We start from the raw sequence: 19,625 nt of genomic DNA on the forward strand, positions 1-19,625 counted from the left end.
CCGGACTGTTGAATGGCGCAATTTCAGTACAAAGCTGTAGGTCCCGACGGGACAGTGGCGCGGGGGCAGATGGAAGCCCCCGATCGCGCGGCTGCAGCGGCACGCCTGCAATCGCAGGGGCATCTTCCACTGACACTTGAAGCGTTCGAGCCTGCGAGAGGCGTCCGGGCGTTGCTGTCGATGGAAATTGGAAAAGGGCGGCACCGCGGACCCAGGCTTGCGACGGATCTCGTTTGCCGCCTTGCCCTGTTGCTTCAGGCCGGCGTTGCGCTGGAAATCGCTTTGGCCCTGCTCTCCGGCTCGGAAGGCCGCGGTCCCCTCAGGGATGTCGCAGCTGGCCTGCTTCAGAAGCTCCGAGGAGGTGCCAGCCTTTCCGCTTCCATGTCCGACCGACCGGATATCTTTTCGCCGGTCGTCGTCGCGATGGTGCGAGCTGGCGAGAGCAGTGGCGCGCTGGGACCCACCCTTGAGCGCCTGGCCGATCATCTCGCGCGCGCCGAGTCGGTGCGCCAATCCATCCAATCTGCCCTGATCTATCCTGCTGTATTGCTGGCAACGGCGATCGGTGCGGTATTGCTGATCTTGCTGGTGGTGCTACCGCAGCTGCAACCGGTCTTCGTCGAGGCAGGGAACCGTTTGCCGGTGCTGACGCGATTGGCATTCGCCGCGAGTGTCTTGGTCAGACAATTCTGGTGGTTGGGTCTTGCCATTATTTTTGCCATGGCTCTGCTGAGCCATCGATTGCTGCAAAATCCGATCTTTCGTGTGCGAAGGGACGCCTGGCTCCTGCGGCTGCCCGTCGTCGGGCTGGCCGTCCGTCGCGCCGAAGCGGGCCGGTTCGTTCGCGTCCTCGGAACCTTGGTCGGGGGTGGCGTGGCGCTGCCGGCAGCCCTTCCGCTGGCACGGCCTGTGCTCGCAAATCGGGTCGTCGCAGACGCTATCGAAGGTGTCATAAAGGCTGTCAGAGAAGGAGACAGCCTTGCCCGTCCCCTTTCTCAAATCAACATATTCCCCGATCTCGCCGTGCAAATGATCCAAATCGGCGAAACGACGGGACGGCTTGATGCAATGCTGCTGCGTCTGGCAGATCTGCTGGAAGCTGAAGTCCAAACGACGCTGAACCGTGCTGTGTCACTTCTCGTGCCGGTATTGACGATATGTCTGGGCGGCATGGTGGCAGCCATCATTGCGTCCGTCATGCTTGCGGTTCTCGGTATCAACGACTTGCTGCATTGAAGATGACAAGGGAAATCGATCGCGGGACGGAGGCTTCAGTCGGGTTCACCCTGCTGGAACTGCTAGTGGTGCTTGCGATCCTCGGTGTTCTCTCGATGGTTGCGTTGCCAAAACTGCGATTGAATGAGGGAGCGCGATTGCGTGAAACAGCGCACACCCTTGTTGTGAATCTGCGCTTGGCGCGCGATCAGGCCATACGCCAGGGAACAATAACGACGGTTGTTCCAATCGAGACCGGGTACCAGTTGTTGCCCACGGGCCGCAGCCAAAACCTGCCAAGGGGAATGGGCCTTGTCGTGGAGCCGTCGCCTGCGCGCCTCGTTTCTGACGGCAGCGGAAAAATCCGGTTCTTTCCTGATGGGAGTGCGACCGCCGGTTCTTTGCTCCTCAGACAAGGCAGCTCGACCATTCGCCTGACGGTCGGCGGCCCGGATGGAAGGATACGACTGCATGAGTGACCATCGAGCGGGAGAAGGGGGCTTTACTCTTCTTGAAGTTCTGATCGGGCTCGTCATTCTTATTGCCGGACTGGCGGGGTACTACTTCGCGTTTGGAAGCAGCCTTCTGGCGAGCGCTTCTGCCGAACGAAGTTGGCGCGCCGCACAGGCCGCGGATAGTCTCGTCGTTCAGCTCGGCCGATCAATTCCGATCGATCAAGAGGTAATGAGGGGCGAATTTCCGGATGGACGACATTGGAGGGTTGAGTTGACGCCCTTCAAGCCTGTCGATTCCAACGAGCCTGCATCGCAATTGGTCGCTCGCGTTGCGACGATTGCCGTAACGGAATCAGATGGCAAAACGGAAGCGATCCGGCTGCAAACCCTCGTCATTGGAATCGAGCCGAAATGACACAGGCGCCGGAGCGGAGAGATGCCGGAATGACTCTCGTCGAGCTGCTGGTTGTTTTGGCACTGCTCAGTTTGCTGGGAGGTCTGGTCGCCGCGGGTCTCAACTCAGCGGCAGGAAGCTGGCAGCGTGTCTTCCATCACAACTCGAACAATGAAGCGGTGCTCGCGACAGGCAGAATGCTAAGTCAGCTTCTTTCGGAGATTGTGCCGCAGCGGATCGGCGGCGTTTCCCGCGGAACCGTGCGATTTGCCGGCACGTCCGATCGCATGGAATTCCTTGCGCCCTTGGCTCAACGGTTCGGTGCAGCGGATATTGTCGCCTATACACTGACGCTGCCTGGCGACGGTACATTTCGTGTATCGTGGCAACTCGATCGGGAATCCCCATCCGGGAGAAAAAGCTACGCGCCGCACGGGACCGAGGAAGTTATCGAAGGTATTTCCGAGGGAACGTTCTCGTATTTCGGTCGGGGTAGCGATGGCGGCGAGAATCGCTGGCGGAGTGACTGGCAGAACCGGACAGGGCTTCCGTTGCTTTTGCGAGTGCGATTGACCTGGGGCGGGAGATCGGAAGAAATCATTGCGGCCCCGCTGCTGACATCAGGTCCTTGTTCCATGCCAGATTCGGACCTGGCATGCCCCGACTAGTCGGCGTCAACCGTATTCCGCCAGTCAGTGGCAGAAACTATGCCAAAACGAACAGGAGTGGTCCGTAAAGATGGATGATCCACGAAGCAGTACAGAGGAACGGGCCGAATGGGACGGCAGTGAATGAATCGATCGTTCTGTCGTCGAGTCGCCTGACCACCACAAAGAGTATGGCGAGCAGCGCGGCCAGAAATATCACGTCGGGCAACGCCGTCCAACCGAGCCAGGCTCCGCTCGCCGCAAGCAGTTTTGCGTCTCCCGCTCCAAGCCCGTCGCGTTTGCGGATCGCACGATACATGAGGGCGATTCCCCGAAAGCCTGCATATCCGGCAACGGCGCCCAGCACGCCGGCTGGCAATCGTTCGGGCGTCAGCAATGCCTGGGCAGACAAGCCGATCACCAAAAGCGACAGTGTGATAGCATCGGGCAGCCGCATGTGCCGAGCATCGATCCAAGCCAGCGCAAGCAGTCCCCAGCCTAACAAGCAGGACATCCAGATCCGGATCGGATCGGGGTCCACAATAGCCGCCCAGCCTGCTACCAGAATAGACGCCAGTTCGATCGCAATATGAAATGGCGGGATGGGCGTGCCACAGGTATTGCACCGGCCTCGCTGTGCCGCGTAACTGGCAATGGGAACAAGCTCGAGAGGCGATAGATCGCGTCGGCAACTCTCGCATTGCGAGCGTGCCCAGACGATGCTTCTCCCTTCCGGCAGCCGCCTTATGAGCACGCCGACGAAGCTGCCGGCAAGCGGTGACATCAAAACCGGAACGAGCCAGCCGGGGAGCTCGGACTCGAGGCCCAAAACGGTGCTCCTTAGTGGGAGGCGGAGATCGATTTGATCAGGACGCGTTACAGATGATGTCTGGACCATTCTCTGCCGCGTCCCCGTTGGGGCCCTTCGAGCAGAGGTCGTACTCGCGTCCCGTCCGGGGGGACGGACTGCGATAAAGATAAGATCGTCCCCAGGCATCGAGCGGCACGCCGTCACCCTTAATGTAAGGTCCGTTCCATCTAGGGATCGCTGCTGGACGAGTGATGAGGGCTTGCAGCCCCTGGTCTGTCGTAGGAAACGTTCCGACATCGAGCTTGTACATCTCGAGAATGGAGCCGAGCCGCTCGATCGATTGCTGCGCGATCGACGTCCGAGCGCTGCCCAGTTGACGAAGAGCAACCGGTGCGACCAAGCCGATGAGCAGACCGAGTATGGCTACAACGACCAGGAGCTCCAGTAGCGTGAACCCGGCATCTGAATTTTGAGGCGCTCTTGCTGTGTTATGTCGGTCTACGCGACGCTTGATGCGCGGTTGCGGATCAATTGCCGTGTTGATCATGGGGATCTCCTCCGTCGATAGCAGTAGAATCTTGCCGCAAGTCGTCAGGCGTCAACGCATTGAGAAACGCGACGATCGCATCGACTTCAACGTCTGCGAGATAAAGAGGACCAAGTCGGCCATCGCGCATGCGGGGATCCGTCTTAATTCCACGATTGTAACGCTCGATCGCCGCGCGTAACGAGGTAATGCTTCCGTCGTGCATCAGATAAGGTCGCAGCGCGACGCCGCGAAGGCTCGGCGTTTTGAAAGCGCCATTGTCGGCAGGATTCCCGGTGATCGCCGCACGGCCGCGGTCCAGGCAGGAGCTCGCATCGCAGCCGATGCCCATCGCGTGAAACCCGTCGTCTGTTAACGGTGTACCCAGGCCGTTCAGTAGATGGCAGCCAGCGCAACGTGCCTTGTGTGTGAAGAGCCTCAGGCCAAGGACCTCCTGTTGGGAGAGAGCCTGGGAGTCATGTCTATAATAGTACCGGTCAAATCGGGATTCTCCTGCTTCAAGCGACGCCACATAGGCCGCCAGCGCATCCAGGCAAGTATCTCGATCGATGTCGACGAAGCCGGCTTCTTGCAGTGTTTTTCTGAAAGTTGGATCGACTGCAAGTTGAGAGAGCGCCGTGGGCCAGTTGACCGCCATCTCCGGTGACTCCAGGGGGATGGCTACCTGGGTGCGGAGATCGGTGGCTCTCCCGTCCCACATCAATTTTGTTGCGTGATTCAATCCCAGAAGAGAGGGGGCGCGACGATTGCTTGTGAAGCCAGCGACTCCAATCGCGACCGGACGATCACCGGAAAAGCCGAGGGCCGGAATATGGCAGGTCTGGCAGGATACCGAGCCATCGCGGGAAAGAAGCGTTGAGCGGAATAGCTGCTCCCCGAGTCTAACAAGACCCCCGCCAGACGCGTCTACAGGCGCACTTGGGTGAACGTCGCGTTGGCTGGCCTGTGACACAAAAGCCAATCCACCAAACACAAGCGGAACACATAGTGCCAACTTCCGTAGGCGATTGATGCGGGGTCGACCGAAATCTCCGCGAATTCTAGCAACGAGAAGTGACTTTATTGCCACGCCAGCACCCGATACGGTTGATTCCTGTCGCCGGCGATCTGAATGGACGCCTTTCGCGTAACGGTTACGCCCGAGGTTTCGGCTACGGCCGTTACCGTTAGAACCTCGCCCAGAGCTGCAGTACGAGTTGCTCCAGCTGAGTTGCCCTTCTTGCGTGCCGCCAATTGCATAGAAGCAAGGTTGTCGTTCTGCGCTGCGAGTAGTTCAAGAAGATCATCGCCTGCCACGCTCAGATCCACAGCGCCTGCGTTGGACCAGACAGTAAGAAAGGGTGCAATCCTCTCCTGCAGGGAGTCGTTCATGCCAATGACGAGGCGCAATTCCCCAACCGAGCGGAACATGCCAAATCGCGGACCGTAGGAGCGGCCGGCATCTCGATAGATGTTAACCGCTGACTCATCCGCACTGTTTCGAAGAGGTGAGCGCCAGATTGAGATCTGCTGCGCCAAGGCATCGGCCTCCTCTCTCGATAGACCGGCAGCCGTTAACAACGACATGAGTAATTGAGGCGAAGCTGTATTCAAGTCCACTTTGCCAGCCTCACTTTGGCAACTAACCGTGAACTGATGCTTGAGAAGTGCGATTTCACGCAGTGTCCCATCAAGCGGTAGCCGCAACGGATCGCGCGGGTCGAGCAGCGACAAGATGATCCGGTTAATGGCACCATCGGCCAGCATCCGCGCTGCAAGTTGATTTGTTGCAGTGTTGGCGACGGTGCGAACCGCACGTGCTTCCGCAAGGAAGCTGCTGCCCAAGACAGACAGCAGCAGCAAGGCCCAAAGAACGATCAGAAGGGCGAAGCCTCTATCGCGTGAGCTAGTGCGGACGTCGAGCACGGAAATTGTCCTGTAGCATCGGTAGTTTCGTCGCCAATTCGTTGGTTGCCGCATCGGCTCCCGCCGCATTGCGGATGACATAGGGCTTGATCAAGACGAGAAGCTCCGTTCGATCGACTTTCTCGTCACTGATGCCGAACAGCCCCCCTACGGCTGGAATGTCCTTTAGCCAGGGAACGCCGGTACGATCAGACGTTCGGTTGTCTCGTATCAACCCCCCAATTGCCACGGTCTGACCATCTTCGACGACGACCGAGGTGGACACGCGCCGCTGCTGGATGGTCGGGCTGTTGAGCGTCGAAGTCGTGGTGGGCACGCTCTGGCTGACTTCCTGCGCAATATCCATCAACACCCGTCCATTCCGGTTTGCGCGCGGGGTGACACGAAGGATGATGCCGGTGTCATGCATCTGAATGGTGTTAACGGTGGGCGCATTCGTCGTGATGTTGCTCACCGACGAGGAGGTCGCGATCGGAACCTGATCTCCAACCTGAAGGGCAGCGGTGCGATTGTTCAGCACCATGAGCTTGGGCGACGAGATGACGCGCACATTGGTATAGTTGGAAAGAAAATCCAGCGTGGCCTTGATATCGTTGCGCAAAAGGGCTGCCGACAGCCCGCCCGTGCTGGGTCCCAACGCCGCGGCCGCGACGACTGAACTCAGGGCAGAAAACGCGCCTCTGTTGACCGATGCTTGCACGCCGTATTTCAGCCCGTCTGTGAGATCAACCTCCGCGATCGAAGCCTCCAGCAGAACTTGCAATGGAGCGGAATCAAGCCTGACGAGCGCGGCCTCAACCTGGGCGTATCGCTCGGGCGTGGTCATGATCAACAGCGCATTATTGGTCTCATCAGCGGTGATGCGCAGGTCGCCTGATGCCAGGGCTGTCTCCTTTGGTGAGCCTTCCGGCGCCCTCGACCCGGCTGCAGGAAAAGTGGTCGAACTTGAAACCGGAGTGATGCCTGGAGAACCGCCGCCCGAAGGAAACGTGTTTTGACTCAACAGGCCGGAGGCGCCCCCCTGATCGGGCATGTCCGGCTGAACCGTCCCGTCGTCGCCGGGAAATGATGCTGCCGGTGAATTGCCCGCGTCCCGCGCTTGAGACAATGCCTTGGTCAGCACGCCCGCCAAATCGCGGGCACGACCATTCTGTACGTAGTAAACGAATAGACGAGGCTTGGTGACATTTCGCCCACGATCGAACCGATCTACCCAAGCTCGCATCGCCTCGACCTGCGCATAGTCTTTGGAGACGACTAGGATCGCGTTGAGATGGGTTATTGGCGTGATCTTCGCCATCCCGGCCATCGGGCCCTGCTTACCCACGATTCCATTGAGGCCATCGGCGACGCTTGTCGCCGATGAATAGCGCAGTGGAAACAGCCCGAACGATTGGCTACGCAGCCAATCGACGTCGAACATGGCGACCGCGCGTTCGGCTCGCTCCACGTCACCCGCAGTACCGGCCAGCGTGACCAGGTTGGCGTTCGGTGTGTTGACCGATATCACCGTCCCGGAAGGCACCAGCGGATCGAGCACACGCTGCACATCGGAGGCTGTCACGTACCGCAGTGGAACAAGCCGAACCTGGTACCCAGGTCCAAGGGCGCTCCCACCGAGGCCTATAGCGCCGCGTTGCGCCGCGCCCGTGAGCGGCACGACCTGATAACCGTTTGCCCCCGGTACGAGCGCAGCGCCGGCAAGCTTCATGGCTTCTTCGAACGCGGGCAGGACAGCGGAACGTGTTATCGGCCTTGCTGTACGCAGGGAGATCGAGCCCTGAACAGCCGGATCCACCGTGTAACTCATGCCGAGCATATCGGTCAGCACGGTCTTGAGGACATCTCGAATATCGACGTTGTCAAAATTAAGAACGTACTCGCCATTCCTGGCTGCAGCGTTCCGCGCTTCGGCCGGCATGGCGATGGGATTGTCGGTCCCGCGTACAAGGATAGGCGACGCAGCGTCGCCAGCCGGACTGAGGCCAGAGGTTACGTCGCCGGATACGAGTTTCGTTCCATGTCTTGGCGCAACGCTCGCTTGTGATCGAAGCGCCGGCGATCCCGGCAGAGAATTGATGTCGTCCAGGGACTGGGGAGGGATGCTCGGTCCAAACGTCTGGCAGGAGGTGAGAGCAAGTACGCACAGAAGACCGCCTAACATCGTTTTGACGGTGTGATCAGGCTTATAATTGCTCATGAGCTTCTACTGCCTTCTGCGCACGAGTGCGCCCGGCACCGAAGCGGGGCTTGCTCGACCACTTGAAGCCTGGCGGACTGGGAAGGTCAGTTCGGCAACAGCGGTGTTTCGCTCGAATCGAACCGATTCAGGCGTGACCCTTTTCAGTTTCCATCCTTCGATTGTTTCGCCTTCAGCGACAGTAACGCTCTTGCCGCTGGCCAGCCGCACGACTGCGGACTTGACATTGGGCGAGACGATAACCCCGAGGAGGGTCGCCGCCAGCGGCGGTGTCGCAATGGCTTCGGGTTGGCTTGAAGAGACTGCTGGTGCCGGCTTGGGCGGAATAGGCCGTCTCGTCTCCAGGAAGAGAGGACGCGCAACTATCGCCTCGAAGTTTGAGGCAAGCTTTTTCGGAGGCGTCGTCGAAATTGGGGTCGCAGGTGCACGGGGCGCTAGCGACGTTGCCGATGTATCCTCCTCGGCCGTGACAGTCCAAACCACGGCTGCCGATGCGAGCCCAAAGCCAGCCGCTAGTACTATGCGAGCGTTGCGCGTGAACGTGCTGTTCATGTCTTGGAGCCGATCTGTGCGCGCCTTGCGTAGGAGACGAGACGTAACGTGACCGCGATGGCAGGTTGGCCATCGACTGCGGCCGAGGTGGTGCCGGTTTCCGGTACCTGCGCGAACAGTCGGTCGACCAACACAATAGGCTCGGCACCCGCTATCGCTCGCAACAAAGCGACCAGTTCTGCCGTAGAGGCCGTCACCTCGAGGTCAATGCCGACGCGGTCAAACCCTTGCTCGACGCTCGCCTGCAAACCCTTGCTGCTGCGCAGCACGGCGCCGCTGGCAGAGACCAGGCCTCGTATCGTATTCTGCATCTCTGCGGTGGCGAGAGCCGAGGAAGCCGAAATGAAGTAGTAGCGTTGGTTCCCCGCCGCACCACGGAGTTCCTCAATTTGTGCCTTGATCCTCGGCGTGTCGGCTTCGAGCTGGCGATACCTCGCGAGCATTTCCCGCGAGCTCACTATGGCTTCACGCTCGCTCGCAACCTGGTTGAGCAAAGGAAAGACGACAAACATGCCTGCTGCCCAGCATAGATTTGCCAGGATTCCCCAAGCTATGATCCGTCTGGTCAGCGGCGACAGCGTCATGAGCCAACCCTGTACTGTACCCGCAAGTCGAAGCGCGACGAGCCGCCGGTGCGTCCCTGGACAACCGGCGAGGTAAGTTCTGGCGCAGCAAAGGGTGGCGTTCCAAGACGTTGCAGCAGCGCCGGAACGTCGGTGGAGAACCCCGACACGGTCGCCTCGTTGGCGCGAACTTCAAGTCGAAATATCCATGCAGTATCGGGAATCTGCTGGGTAAGCGCGTCGAGCATCTCGATTGCCTGCGGGCCGCGCAATCGATTGGGCAAGAATGTTTCCGTGGAGACCAGAGTTTCCAGCTGATCGCGAGCTGCGGCCGCGCTCCGCGCAACTTTGGCCGCGGCCACGACGTCGGCCCGCGATGTTTCCGCGATAGTGTGTATCCGGTAGACGGCAAGTAGAGGCAGTGCAAATCCCAACGCAAGGCAACCGACCAGCAATGGCTTCCAGGCCGGCTTACCCGCCGACTTGGCTGCTGGGCCATAACGTGGCCGAAAATCCAGACGTGGTCGAAGCACGTCGCCCTCGACCAGAATCGCCGTCGGCCCAATTCCATGGGCTTCCAATTTCGCCATCGTACGCTCGAACTGAGCCCGCTGCACCACGGCAACTTCGGCGCATATGGTCTTCTTCGCGCGATCTCGACCAAGTAATCGAGTGAGATAGTGGACCTGATCGAGCTTGAACGGCGTGACACGGCCGATCTGAAAAGATGCGGTCTCGTCAAGACTTGCTGCGGCCGCAACAGGCAGGTTCAATTTTCGACGCAGGACCGATTGCGCGGGCAGCAGAAGAACGGCCGATCCAAGTTTTGGGTGTTGGGCTTGCGCCTCATCCAATGAGCTCCAGGAAACTTCGCCCGAGCTTCGCGCGATCCCAACCTCGATCATATCGCTTTGGACGCGAACCAGGAATTCGTCGCGTCGGGGCACTAGCTTGCTTCGGATCGAGGACGGCACTGAAAGTATGAGCTCGTTGATCCACCAACGCACAAGGGTGCCACCGAACTCGCAAGCGCGACTTACAGTATCAGATCGCACAAATTCTACGACTTGTTTCATTGTACCCGTGCTCAGCCGGGATGCTCCCTTAAGTAGTGAGATCAATTTCCCTCTTTGTCAAAGGCATCTGTGTTCGAAATATGAAATGCTCGGTTTGATTGAGTCGAATTTTGGTTTTCGCGGATATTGATGCGGCTTCAGTTCATGATGTTGTCGCGCACGCGAGGCAGACAAACTAACTGTGGATAACTAGAGCCAGGCTCTCTGCTTGTTGGAGTTGGCGGAGCGCGCTCCAGTCAATCTGAGAGCCTAGTTGCTGAGCGGCAAGCCGGTGCGCTGTTTTAGATGAGCGAGTTGTTCCGGAAAAATAGGGACATTCTGCTGCAATGCTGTTGTCGCCACGAGCGGCGGGCGCTTGCGACATTTCTTAGAGATGTCGGTTCATTCCGCGAATTCTTGAAAAGGTGTTGCTTTCGCGCCGGTGCTTTTCGTTAAGCGCGCCGCCTGCGAGGCGAGTTCGATGGAACCGGCTTACAGCGCAATCCCGTCAGAGAGTTAGCTTCGATCAATATCGCCATCCAAGCGGTACGACCACTGATAGTGAGCCGGAATTTTCGAGCGCCAGTAATTCGTTCGAAAAAATTTTCATCTTGCAACCTAAGGTGATTCTATGCCTGAGTGATGAGCGATGTGAATGTGGAGAGAGATCTCTCTCCTTGGGTCGTTGAGTTGCTTCTCCGACGGGTTTTGACTCGAAGGGCTGCACTGAGCGCGTGGTGGTGCCGCATGATGTGCTTGGTTGTTTGCTGGCGTTTCGCGTCCAGTCTGCTCGCTCTCTCGGCCAATGTCATCAAGCGGGTCACATCCAGATCGCGAACCACGAGATTTCGGGCGTTCGCCTTCGCTCTTCCGGCGATCGTCATGTTCTTTGGGGCTTGTTGTCCCGGCCGTGCCGATAACGCGCAGTATTTCTATGATCCAGCCGGACGCCTCACTGGCGTGGTGGATCCCGCCAATGGCAGCGCGCAGTATAATTACGATGCGGTGGGTAACATCCTTTCGGTGGTACGCAGGCCGATCACCGATCTCTTCGTGGCGCAGGTGTCGCCCAGTCGCGGCCATCCAGGTGACGTCGTCACCATCTCCGGTACGGGCTTCGGTACGACCGCAGACACGACCGTGAGCTTCAACGGCCAGGCCGCGACGCCGACCGCAGTAAGCGCCACGCAAATTACGGTCACTGTGCCGTCGGGAGCCGCGAGCGGGGCGGTTTCGGTCACTTCACCTGCCGGCACGGCGCTATCCAGCGCAACCTTCACGGTGACACCGATCAACCCGGTGTCGATCAGCGGGGTATCTCCTTCGCAGGCCGATCAGGGCGCGACGGTCACGATCTCCGGCAGCGGTTTTGATCCCGTGCCTGCCAACAACAAGGTGCGAGTCAATGGACGCTTTGCTAGGTTGACTGCTGCGACCAGCTCTACGCTGACCGCGGTAGTGCCCGCCGTCTCGTCGGGCAACGTGACTGTCACGACGAAAGATGGAACGGCGACCTCCAGCAGTTACCTTGTGGTTCCGCCGCTGCCTTATCTCGCCAGCGCGGTGGGTTCCACTGTCAACTCGTCGATCGGAAGCTCCGGGACCGTTTCGATCGCAAGCGCCGGCAAGATCGGCCTGATCCTGTTCGACGCGACCGCCGGCCAGCAAATGTCGATGACGGTTACTGCTTCCTCGTTCAGCAGCGGGACGGTCACGCTATACGGTCCGGACGGTTCTACGGTCGCGTCGGCATCCACCGTGTCGGCCGGCACGGCCATCGGGAGACAGCTTTTGACTCTCAGCGGGACCTACGCGGTTCTGCTCGCGCCGGGGAGCGGACAGACCGGCTCCGCTACGGTCAGCTTGAACACGGTCCCGCCTGATGTAACCGGAACGATAGCGGCGAATGCGACACCGGTATCGCTAACTACGACGCTGGCAGGCCAGAACATGAGCCTGACCTTCAGCGGCACTGCAGGCCAGCGCGTTGATCTGCTCGCGCAATTCACGGGGCTTGGTGGTTGCCCCTCGTTCGGGGTCACGATTCTGCAGCCCGATGGCGTGACGAAGCTCTTTAACAGCACTGGGTGTGGCAATGGACCCCTGTTTACCGGGCCGTTGCTGTTGCCTGTCGGCGGTACCTATAAGATCATGGCGAGCCTCGTCGGAAGTGCCGTCGGCACGGGTACGTTCACCCTATACACGGTCCCACCCGATTTGACTGCGACGATAGCGGCGAACGGGACGCCCGTTTCGCTAACGACGACAGTGCCGGGTCAGAACATGAGTCTGACCTTCAGCGGCACGGCAGGTCAGCGCATCTCGTTGTACGCGCAATTCAGCGGCCTGGGTGGCTGCTCCTCGTTCGGTCTGGCGATCCTGCAACCCGACGGTATAACGCAGCTCTTCGGCAATACCGGCTGCGGCAATGGTCCCCTGTTCGTCGAGCCGCTCGTGCTGCCGGTGGGAGGGACCTATACGATCCTGGTTGGCTTTGCCGGCACCAACGTCGGTACCGCCACGTTAACGTTGTACACGGTCCCACCCGATCCGACCGCGACGATCGCTGCGAATGCCACACCGGTGTCGCTGACGACGACGGTGCCGGGTCAGAACATGAGCCTGACGTTCTCGGGCACGGCCGGGCAAAGGATCAGCCTGACGACGCAGGGCAGTAGCGGGCTGAACAGCTGCGGAATCGTCATGAAAATTCTGCAGCCTGATGGCACCACGACGCTCTACTCGGATACGTGTCTCACCACGAGTCCGCGCTTCTCCGATGTCCTGGTTCTTCCGGTGACCGGAACCTACACGATTCAGTACAATCCGGCTCTGATAGCCATCGGCACCGCGACGTTCACCCTGAATACCGTGCCGCCTGACGTGACAGGAACGATCACTATCGGCGGCGGCGCTGTTTCGTTGACCACGACCGTGGGTGGTCAGAACATGAGCCTGACCTTCACGGGCGCGGCCGGGCAAAGGATCAGCATGCTCTCGCAGAGTGATGCTGCGCTGAACAGCTGCGGAATTACCCTGAAAATTCTGCAGCCCAACGGCACGACGGTGGTGTACTCGGACTCGTGTCTCACCACGAGCCCGCGTTTCTCCGATGTCCTGATTCTTCCGGTGGCCGGGACCTACACGATTCAGTACAGCCCGGCAGGCGCGGCTGTCGGCACCGCCACGTTCACGCTGACCGAGGTGCCGGCAGACGTGAGCGCAACGATCACTCCCGGTGGCGGAACTGTCTCGGTGACGACGACGGTGGCTGGCCAGAACATGAGCCTGGCGTTTACGGGCGCGGCCGGGCAAAGGGTAAGCCTGCTGTCGCAGAGTGATGCTGCGCTGAATGGCTGCGGAATAACCCTGAAAATTGTGCAGCCGAACGGCACGACGGTCGTCTACTCGGATACGTGTCTCACCACGAGCCCGCGTTTCTCCGACGTCCAGACTCTTCCGGTCGCCGGGACCTACACGATCCAGTACAACCCGGCCGGGACGGCCATCGGCACCGCGACGTTCACGCTCTACGACGTTCCGCCTGATGTAACGGGTACGACGACCGTGGGGCAGGCGGCGGCGAACTACACGACGACGGTGCCTGGCCAGGCGATCCGGGTGAGCTTTGCGGGCACGTCAGGACAAAGCGTCACCGTTGCGGCTGGCAGGGTGAGCGCGACGCCGTCCTCTGCTTGCTACAAGATCACGACGCTGGCCCCCAATGGCTCGACGGTGCGCGGCGACCAGAGCTGCAGCGCAAGTTACTCGAGCGGCTCGCTGAGCCTGTCGCAGACCGGGACCTACACGGTCGTCGTCGACCCAACCGATGTTGCGATCGGTACCTTCAGCGCCGGGGTAAGCACGCCATGAGGGAGAGCTGGATGAATCGTGTCTGGAAAAACAGCCCTCGAATGAACACGGCGTGGACGAGTTCGATGTGGGGCCGGATGGGTGTTGCCTTGTCCGCGCAGTGGGCCGGCCCTGTGTTTCGCGCGGTGGGGCTGGTGTGCGCGGCCGGGCTGCTGACGGCCGCCACGCCACACCCGGACAATCTGCCGGACCGGCCGCTTCAGGGCGCAGAGGGCGTGACATCGCTGTCGGGCCAGGTCATGGACGTCACGGGGCAGGGGCTTGCGGGCGTGGAGCTGAGCGTCGGCGCCTCGCACACGGTGACGGACAATGCCGGGCGCTTCCTGCTGCCCTATGTAATCCCGGGCAAGACGGTGCTGCAGATCGACGGCCGCAGGGCGGGCGCGAAACGCGACGTGGATTACGGCTTCCACGAGGTGAGCGTGGAGGCGGCCCCGGGACAAACCACGGTGCTGCCTTTCCGCAACTGGTTGACGCGGATCAATCATACGCATGACGTGGTGATCGAATCCCCGACGCGCTCCGAGGTGGTGGTTCGCACGCCGGCGTTTCCGGACTTTGAGCTTCGCATCCCCGCCGGCGTGGTGATCCGCGATGTCGACGGCAAGGTGGTCAGGCGCGTTGGTATCACCGCCGTTCCATCGAACCGGTTGCCGGCGCCTCTGCCTGAAAAGCTCGAAGTTCCCATGGTACCGCTGATTCACCCCGGGGCGGCCTGCCTCTATGACGCCAAGGGCGGCGTCGGCACGGCCACCATGGTGTTTCCAAATTTCTTGCGGGAGCTTCCGAAGGCGCGGGCCGTGTTGTGGCGCTACGAGCCCGACGGAAACGGCTGGGCTCCCTACGGCATGGGATCGGTGAGCGCCGATGGGCGCCAGGTGGTGCCTGATCCCGGCGTCGTGATCACCGACTTCGGCAGTGCGGAGTGTGAGCCCGGGAAAGCGACACGGCAGCCGCCGATCGAGCGGCCTGAGCATAGGCGGCGAGGCGTGCAGTCTGATCCCGCACCGTCGGTTGTTCCGGGTAGTGCAGTGAGGAAGCCATGAGCAGTGGAAACATGAGCGGAACGACTAGGCAAACATGGCGTCCCCTGATCTTGCGCCGCGCAAGTTCGTTGGGCCCCACGAGCACCGCCAGCCTGCATGGCATCTTGCTGCGGTGGCTGCTTGTATTGGTGCTGGGTATCGAGCCCGGGCTGATCCCGCTCGCTAATGCGGCGGCGACATCGACAGAGCAAGTCGCGATCGCCAAGCGCGCGGCGGCGAATGTCGAGAACTCGCGAGTTGCGACTTCACGTGGTGATGCTGCAAAGCTCGAGATGGGTTCGCAGCGCGACGAGCCGTCCGATCCGGCGCCGGCGGGCAGCCCGCCGCTGCGTAGCGCAAAGGACGGGATGACGGCCGTAGCCGGACGTGTTCTGGCAACGGACGGCGCGGTGCTGGCGGACGTGGTGCTGCGGCTGGGGGCGGTGCGCGCGCAAACCGACCGGGATGGCTTGTTCCTGCTCGAGAACGTTGCGCCAGGCGCGGGCGTGCTGGTGATCGATGGGCGCAAGGCGCGGGTGCAGGGAGCGTCCGAAGCGGTCGATCACGGAATCTATGAAGCAAGAATCCACGCCGAGGCAGGCCGCACCACGCACCTTCCGTGGGTGAGCTGGCTGCCGCGCATCGATCATGAGCATGACGTCGCGTTGGCTGCTCCCGCTGCAGAGGACGCGGTCGTGCGCACGCCCGCAGTGCCTGGACTGGAGCTTCGCATTCCCAAGGGAGCCGTGCTGACCGGCATTGACGGCGACGTGGTGCGACGCGTGGGCTTGACGCCGGTCCCCGTGAACCGTCCGCCGTTTCCATTGCCCCGCAATGTGAGCGTGCCGGTGTATTTCACTGCGCAGCCCGGCGGCGCCGTCATCAGCAGCGTCGACGGCGAGTGGCTCGGCGCGCAGGTGGTCTATCCCAATTTCAACAATGAGCTTCCAAAGGCGCGCGGGCTGTTCTGGCGTTACGAGCCGGACAGCTTCGGCTGGTCGCCCTACGGTATGGGTACCGTCACGGCGGATGGTCGACAGGTGGTGCCCGATCCGGGTACGCGGATCTATGCGCTCTCCGGGGCCATGTTCAACGGAGGCCCAGGTGTGCCGCCGCAGGCCGGGCCGCCTCCGCCCCCCGGGCCATCGATGCCGCCGCCGCCGTTGCCGATCGGTCCGACGCCGCCAAAAGCGCCTTCGCCACCGAACTATCCTCCGCCACCGAAGGGCCCGCCGCCAAATGACGGCGACCCCGTGGATTTGGCAACGGGATTCTTCGTCCAGCAGCAAACGGATCTCAGCGTAGGGGGCATCCTGCCTCTGGCGGTGACGCGAACCTACCGGCCCGGGGACTACAATCGTCGCGCCTTCGGCGTGGGGATGTCGTTGCCTTATTCCTCGGCACTGCATTCGACGAATCAATACCAGGTGGTCGACCTCATCATGCCCGACGGCGGCCTGGTGCACTACAACCGCATCATCAACCCCGCGAACCCGGCCGACAACGCCTTTACGACTGCACGCTTCATCTCCAATACGCCGGGAGTGTTCTATCGCTCTCGTATTGAATATAACGGCAACGGCTGGAACCTGACCCGGACCGACGGGGTGGTGCTTGTGTTCGGCGACAACGCGCCCATGCAGAGCATGCAGGACCGGTTCGGCAACAAGATCACGCTCAGCTATTCGAACGGCAACAGCGGCAACATCGTTCAGGTGAGTTCATCAAGCGGGCAGCACATCCGCTTCAGTTATGACGGCAGCGGTCGCATCACTAGCGCGGTCGACAATATCGGCCGCACGGTCGGCTATGTCTATGATGCGCAGGGACGCCTGTCGACCGTGACAGACCCCAACGGAGGTGTGACCACCTACACCTGGGATAGTTCGAACCGCATGCACACCATCGTCGATGCGCGCGGCATCACCTTCCTCACCAACACCTACGATGCCAATGACCGGCTGACAAATCAGGTGTCGGCTGATGGCACCTCCTATCAGTTCGCCTATACGCTCGATGGCAACGGCAAGGTCACCGAGACCGATGTCACGGATCCGCGCGGTTATGTGCGCAAGGTGACTTTCAATGCGGCAGGCTATGTCCTGACGGATCGATCGGCCACCGGCACGCCGCAAGAGGCCGGATGGACCTTTACCCGCGATCCAGTCTCGAATCTTCCCGTTTCGATCACCGATCCGCTCGGACGGCGCACTGATCGCAGCTACGATGCCAACGGTAACGTGCTGAGCAGCATCGAGCTTGCAGGCACCGCGAACGCAGCGACGACGAGCTACACTTACGACACGTTCAACGGTCCTACGAGTGTCACCGATCCCCTCGGCCATATCACCGCGCTTCAGCGCGACGGGTTGGGGCAGGTCGTCAGCATTACCGATCCTCTCAGTAACACGACGCAATTTACCTACAATGCGAAGGGACAGATGCTGACGGTGACGGATCCGCTCAGCCATGTCATTCAGTTTGGCTATGGTCCGGACAGTGACCTGGTTTCCGTGACGGATCCGCTCGGGCGGATCGCAGCCTATCACACCGATGCGATAGGCAGGCGCCTGTTTGCGACCGACCCGTCAGGGGGTGTAGTCCAGTGGGTGCACGACGCAATCAACGGATTGAAGCAGGTTGTCGATGGCAACGGCGCGTCGGTCACAAATACCTATACTGCCGTTGGCAAGCTCGCCAGCGTGACCGATGCACGCGGCGGCCAAATCGCCTACACCTACGATGCGCTGACGCTTCTGGCGACCCGCACGGATGCGGTGAACGGCGTCGGCACCGTGACGCAGCGCGATGGCATGGGGAACGCACTCGCGGCCACCGACCGCAAGGGGCAGGCCTGGTCGATGAGCTACGATCCGTTGAATCGTCCGCTCACGGCGAGCTATGCGGACGGCAGCACAGTCTCCTTGACTTGGGACCTTGGAGGGCGGCTGACCCAGGTGCAGGACAGTCTCGGCGGCACGATCACGCGCAGCTATGACGGCCTCGACCGAATTCTCAGTGAGACGACGCCGCAAGGGACTGTAACTTACACCTACGATGCTGCCGGTCGTCGGTTGACCATGCAAGCGGCCGTTCAGGCGCAGGTCACATACAGCTACGACAATGCTAACCGTCTGACCGGAATTGTCCAAGGTAGCAGCAACGTCGCCTTTGGCTATGATAATGCGAACAGGCGAACATCTGCGACATTGCCGGGCGGAGTAACTGCCTCCTATGACTGGGACGCAGCCTCCCAGCTTACCGGGATTACCTATGCGAGCGGTGCGACGACGCTTGGCACGCTGACCTACACTTATGATCTGGCCGGGCGTATCACCACGCGAGGCGGCACGTTGTTCCAGTCGGTTCTGCCGGCCGCAGTCACCAGCGCGACCTATGACCTAGCCAACCGGCTGACGGCGCGCACCGCAGCGGGGGTGACGGCTAACCCGACTTGGGATGCCAACGGCAATCTGACCAGTGACGGAGTCCGCTCCTATACATGGGACGCGCGTGATCGCCTGACGGGAATCACGGGCGTAGCGAGTTTCGTATATGACGCATCCGGGCGACGCCAAACGGCGACGCGCGGCGGCACCGCGACGTCTTTCCTTTACGACGGCTGGGACGTCGCGCAGGAACAGCAAGGCGGCAGCCCGAGTGCCGACGTGGTCCTTGGTCTTGGCGTCGACGAGCGCTTCTCGCGCAACGGTGCGACCTTGCTCACAGACGCGCTCGGATCAACTGTAGCGTTAGTGAGCTCTGGCTCGGTGCAAACCACTTACGGCTATGACGCCTTTGGTGTTGCTCAGGTGACTGGTACGGCGTCCGATAGTCCGTTCCAATATACTGGTCGCGAGAATGACGGCACCGGCCTGCTCAACTATCGCAACCGATACTATAATCCGACCTGGGGACGCTTCATCTCGGAGGATCCAATCGGACTGGCCGGCGGCGACAGTAATCTCTATCGCTATGTCGCCAACAATCCTGTGCAATTGAACGATCCGAGCGGAAACTACGCGATTGTTATACCAATTATTATGGATGGCTTAGCAATAGGATCAGCTTACCTGGCTTGCAGGTACGCTGGAGCTTGCCAAGGAGGCGGTTCGGGATCAGGTTCTGGTTCAACACCGTCTCACCCGAAAGCGCCACCTGCTGATCCTTGCGCGTCGGGCAACGTGTATTGTGCAGCGGAGCATGATAAGAACAAACGCCCATCATCGAGGGAAGATCATGAAAAGGGTCAAGCGCGAAAGGACCAGGATTACGGCGGCGAGAAAGGCGACCAGCGTCGCGACCCACCGAGAAAGCCCCCGCCAGATTGGAAAGGGCCGTGGCCGCCGCGCGACAAGTGATCTTAGGTTGAAGCCTAATGAT

Annotated in this window: 14 protein-coding genes; 7 read left to right on the forward strand and 7 right to left on the reverse strand. The window is 60.7% G+C overall.

Annotated elements, in window-relative coordinates:
* Positions 1-12 precede the first annotated feature (12 nt).
* From HZB49_RS17190 to HZB49_RS17205, 4 genes are read left to right on the forward strand one after another with little or no spacing between them, the layout of a single operon-like run.
* Positions 13-1,236, forward strand: a complete 1,224-nt coding sequence (locus HZB49_RS17190; RefSeq protein WP_291613442.1) for a type II secretion system F family protein — start codon at positions 13-15, stop codon at positions 1,234-1,236.
* Positions 1,237-1,238: 2 nt separating this feature from the next.
* The gene (locus HZB49_RS17195; RefSeq protein ID WP_291613444.1) at positions 1,239-1,694 is read left to right on the forward strand and encodes a GspH/FimT family pseudopilin; all 456 of its coding nucleotides are present in this window, start codon (positions 1,239-1,241) and stop codon (positions 1,692-1,694) included.
* Complete coding sequence (locus HZB49_RS17200; RefSeq protein ID WP_291613447.1) at positions 1,687-2,085, forward strand: prepilin-type N-terminal cleavage/methylation domain-containing protein; 399 nt, start codon at positions 1,687-1,689, stop codon at positions 2,083-2,085. The genes HZB49_RS17195 and HZB49_RS17200 overlap by 8 nt, the downstream gene beginning before the upstream one ends.
* Positions 2,082-2,732, forward strand: coding sequence for a prepilin-type N-terminal cleavage/methylation domain-containing protein (locus tag HZB49_RS17205; protein WP_291613449.1), 651 nt, complete (start codon positions 2,082-2,084; stop codon positions 2,730-2,732). Before HZB49_RS17200 ends, HZB49_RS17205 begins: the two co-directional genes overlap by 4 nt.
* Positions 2,733-2,769: 37 nt before the next feature.
* On the opposite strand, the gene HZB49_RS17210 is transcribed toward HZB49_RS17205, so the two are convergent.
* The 7 genes from HZB49_RS17210 to HZB49_RS17240 all read right to left on the reverse strand — a co-directional run bounded on the left by HZB49_RS17210 (position 2,770) and on the right by HZB49_RS17240 (position 10,194).
* Complete coding sequence (locus tag HZB49_RS17210) at positions 2,770-3,540, reverse strand: A24 family peptidase (protein ID WP_291613451.1); 771 nt, start codon at positions 3,538-3,540, stop codon at positions 2,770-2,772.
* A 37-nt stretch (positions 3,541-3,577) separates the two neighbouring features.
* Complete coding sequence (gspG, locus tag HZB49_RS17215; protein ID WP_291613453.1) at positions 3,578-4,069, reverse strand: type II secretion system major pseudopilin GspG; 492 nt, start codon at positions 4,067-4,069, stop codon at positions 3,578-3,580.
* Entirely contained in the window at positions 4,050-5,138 is a 1,089-nt protein-coding gene (locus HZB49_RS17220) for a cytochrome c peroxidase (RefSeq protein ID WP_365858244.1), read from the reverse strand. The genes gspG and HZB49_RS17220 overlap by 20 nt, the downstream gene beginning before the upstream one ends.
* On the reverse strand, positions 5,129-5,974 hold the full coding sequence (locus HZB49_RS17225; RefSeq protein WP_291613457.1) for a type II secretion system protein GspK: 846 nt from the start codon (positions 5,972-5,974) through the stop codon (positions 5,129-5,131). The genes HZB49_RS17220 and HZB49_RS17225 overlap by 10 nt, the downstream gene beginning before the upstream one ends.
* Positions 5,955-7,895: a type II secretion system secretin GspD gene (gspD, locus tag HZB49_RS17230; protein ID WP_291613460.1), complete on the reverse strand. Its 1,941-nt coding sequence runs from the start codon at positions 7,893-7,895 to the stop codon at positions 5,955-5,957. The genes HZB49_RS17225 and gspD overlap by 20 nt, the downstream gene beginning before the upstream one ends.
* A gap of 827 nt (positions 7,896-8,722) precedes the next feature.
* Positions 8,723-9,310 carry a type II secretion system protein GspM gene (gene gspM / locus HZB49_RS17235; RefSeq protein ID WP_291613462.1) on the reverse strand — a complete coding sequence of 196 codons (588 nt, stop codon included), beginning with the start codon at positions 9,308-9,310 and terminating at the stop codon, positions 8,723-8,725.
* Positions 9,307-10,194, reverse strand: a complete 888-nt coding sequence (locus HZB49_RS17240) for a type II secretion system protein GspL (protein WP_291613464.1) — start codon at positions 10,192-10,194, stop codon at positions 9,307-9,309. The genes gspM and HZB49_RS17240 overlap by 4 nt, the downstream gene beginning before the upstream one ends.
* A 792-nt stretch (positions 10,195-10,986) precedes the next feature.
* Between HZB49_RS17240 and HZB49_RS17245 the strand changes: the two genes are divergently transcribed.
* From HZB49_RS17245 to HZB49_RS17255, 3 genes are all read left to right on the forward strand, one after another.
* Complete coding sequence (locus tag HZB49_RS17245) at positions 10,987-14,217, forward strand: IPT/TIG domain-containing protein (RefSeq protein WP_291613466.1); 3,231 nt, start codon at positions 10,987-10,989, stop codon at positions 14,215-14,217.
* Between the two features lie 11 nt (positions 14,218-14,228).
* A complete protein-coding gene (locus tag HZB49_RS17250; RefSeq protein ID WP_291613468.1) occupies positions 14,229-15,263 on the forward strand; it encodes a carboxypeptidase-like regulatory domain-containing protein in 1,035 nt (344 codons plus the stop codon).
* A gap of 104 nt (positions 15,264-15,367) precedes the next feature.
* On the forward strand, positions 15,368-19,603 hold the full coding sequence (locus HZB49_RS17255) for an RHS repeat-associated core domain-containing protein (RefSeq protein WP_291613470.1): 4,236 nt from the start codon (positions 15,368-15,370) through the stop codon (positions 19,601-19,603).
* The last annotated feature ends 22 nt before the right edge of the window (positions 19,604-19,625 follow it).

It is taken from the genome of Bradyrhizobium sp. (genome assembly GCF_016219575.1).
Classification (GTDB): Bacteria; Pseudomonadota; Alphaproteobacteria; order Rhizobiales; family Xanthobacteraceae; genus Bradyrhizobium.

Bases quoted from the DNA above. Each gene is read 5' to 3' on its own strand.
- HZB49_RS17190 (WP_291613442.1), top strand. From the start codon at position 13: ATGGCGCAATTTCAGTACAAAGCTGTAGGTCCCGACGGGACAGTGGCG.
- HZB49_RS17195 (WP_291613444.1), top strand. From the start codon at position 1,239: ATGACAAGGGAAATCGATCGCGGGACGGAGGCTTCAGTCGGGTTCACC.
- HZB49_RS17200 (WP_291613447.1), top strand. From the start codon at position 1,687: ATGAGTGACCATCGAGCGGGAGAAGGGGGCTTTACTCTTCTTGAAGTT.
- HZB49_RS17205 (WP_291613449.1), top strand. From the start codon at position 2,082: ATGACACAGGCGCCGGAGCGGAGAGATGCCGGAATGACTCTCGTCGAG.
- gspG (WP_291613453.1), bottom strand. From the start codon at position 4,069: ATGATCAACACGGCAATTGATCCGCAACCGCGCATCAAGCGTCGCGTA.
- gspD (WP_291613460.1), bottom strand. From the start codon at position 7,895: ATGCCGGCCGAAGCGCGGAACGCTGCAGCCAGGAATGGCGAGTACGTT.
- gspM (WP_291613462.1), bottom strand. From the start codon at position 9,310: ATGACGCTGTCGCCGCTGACCAGACGGATCATAGCTTGGGGAATCCTG.
- HZB49_RS17240 (WP_291613464.1), bottom strand. From the start codon at position 10,194: ATGATCGAGGTTGGGATCGCGCGAAGCTCGGGCGAAGTTTCCTGGAGC.
- HZB49_RS17245 (WP_291613466.1), top strand. From the start codon at position 10,987: ATGAGCGATGTGAATGTGGAGAGAGATCTCTCTCCTTGGGTCGTTGAG.
- HZB49_RS17250 (WP_291613468.1), top strand. From the start codon at position 14,229: ATGAATCGTGTCTGGAAAAACAGCCCTCGAATGAACACGGCGTGGACG.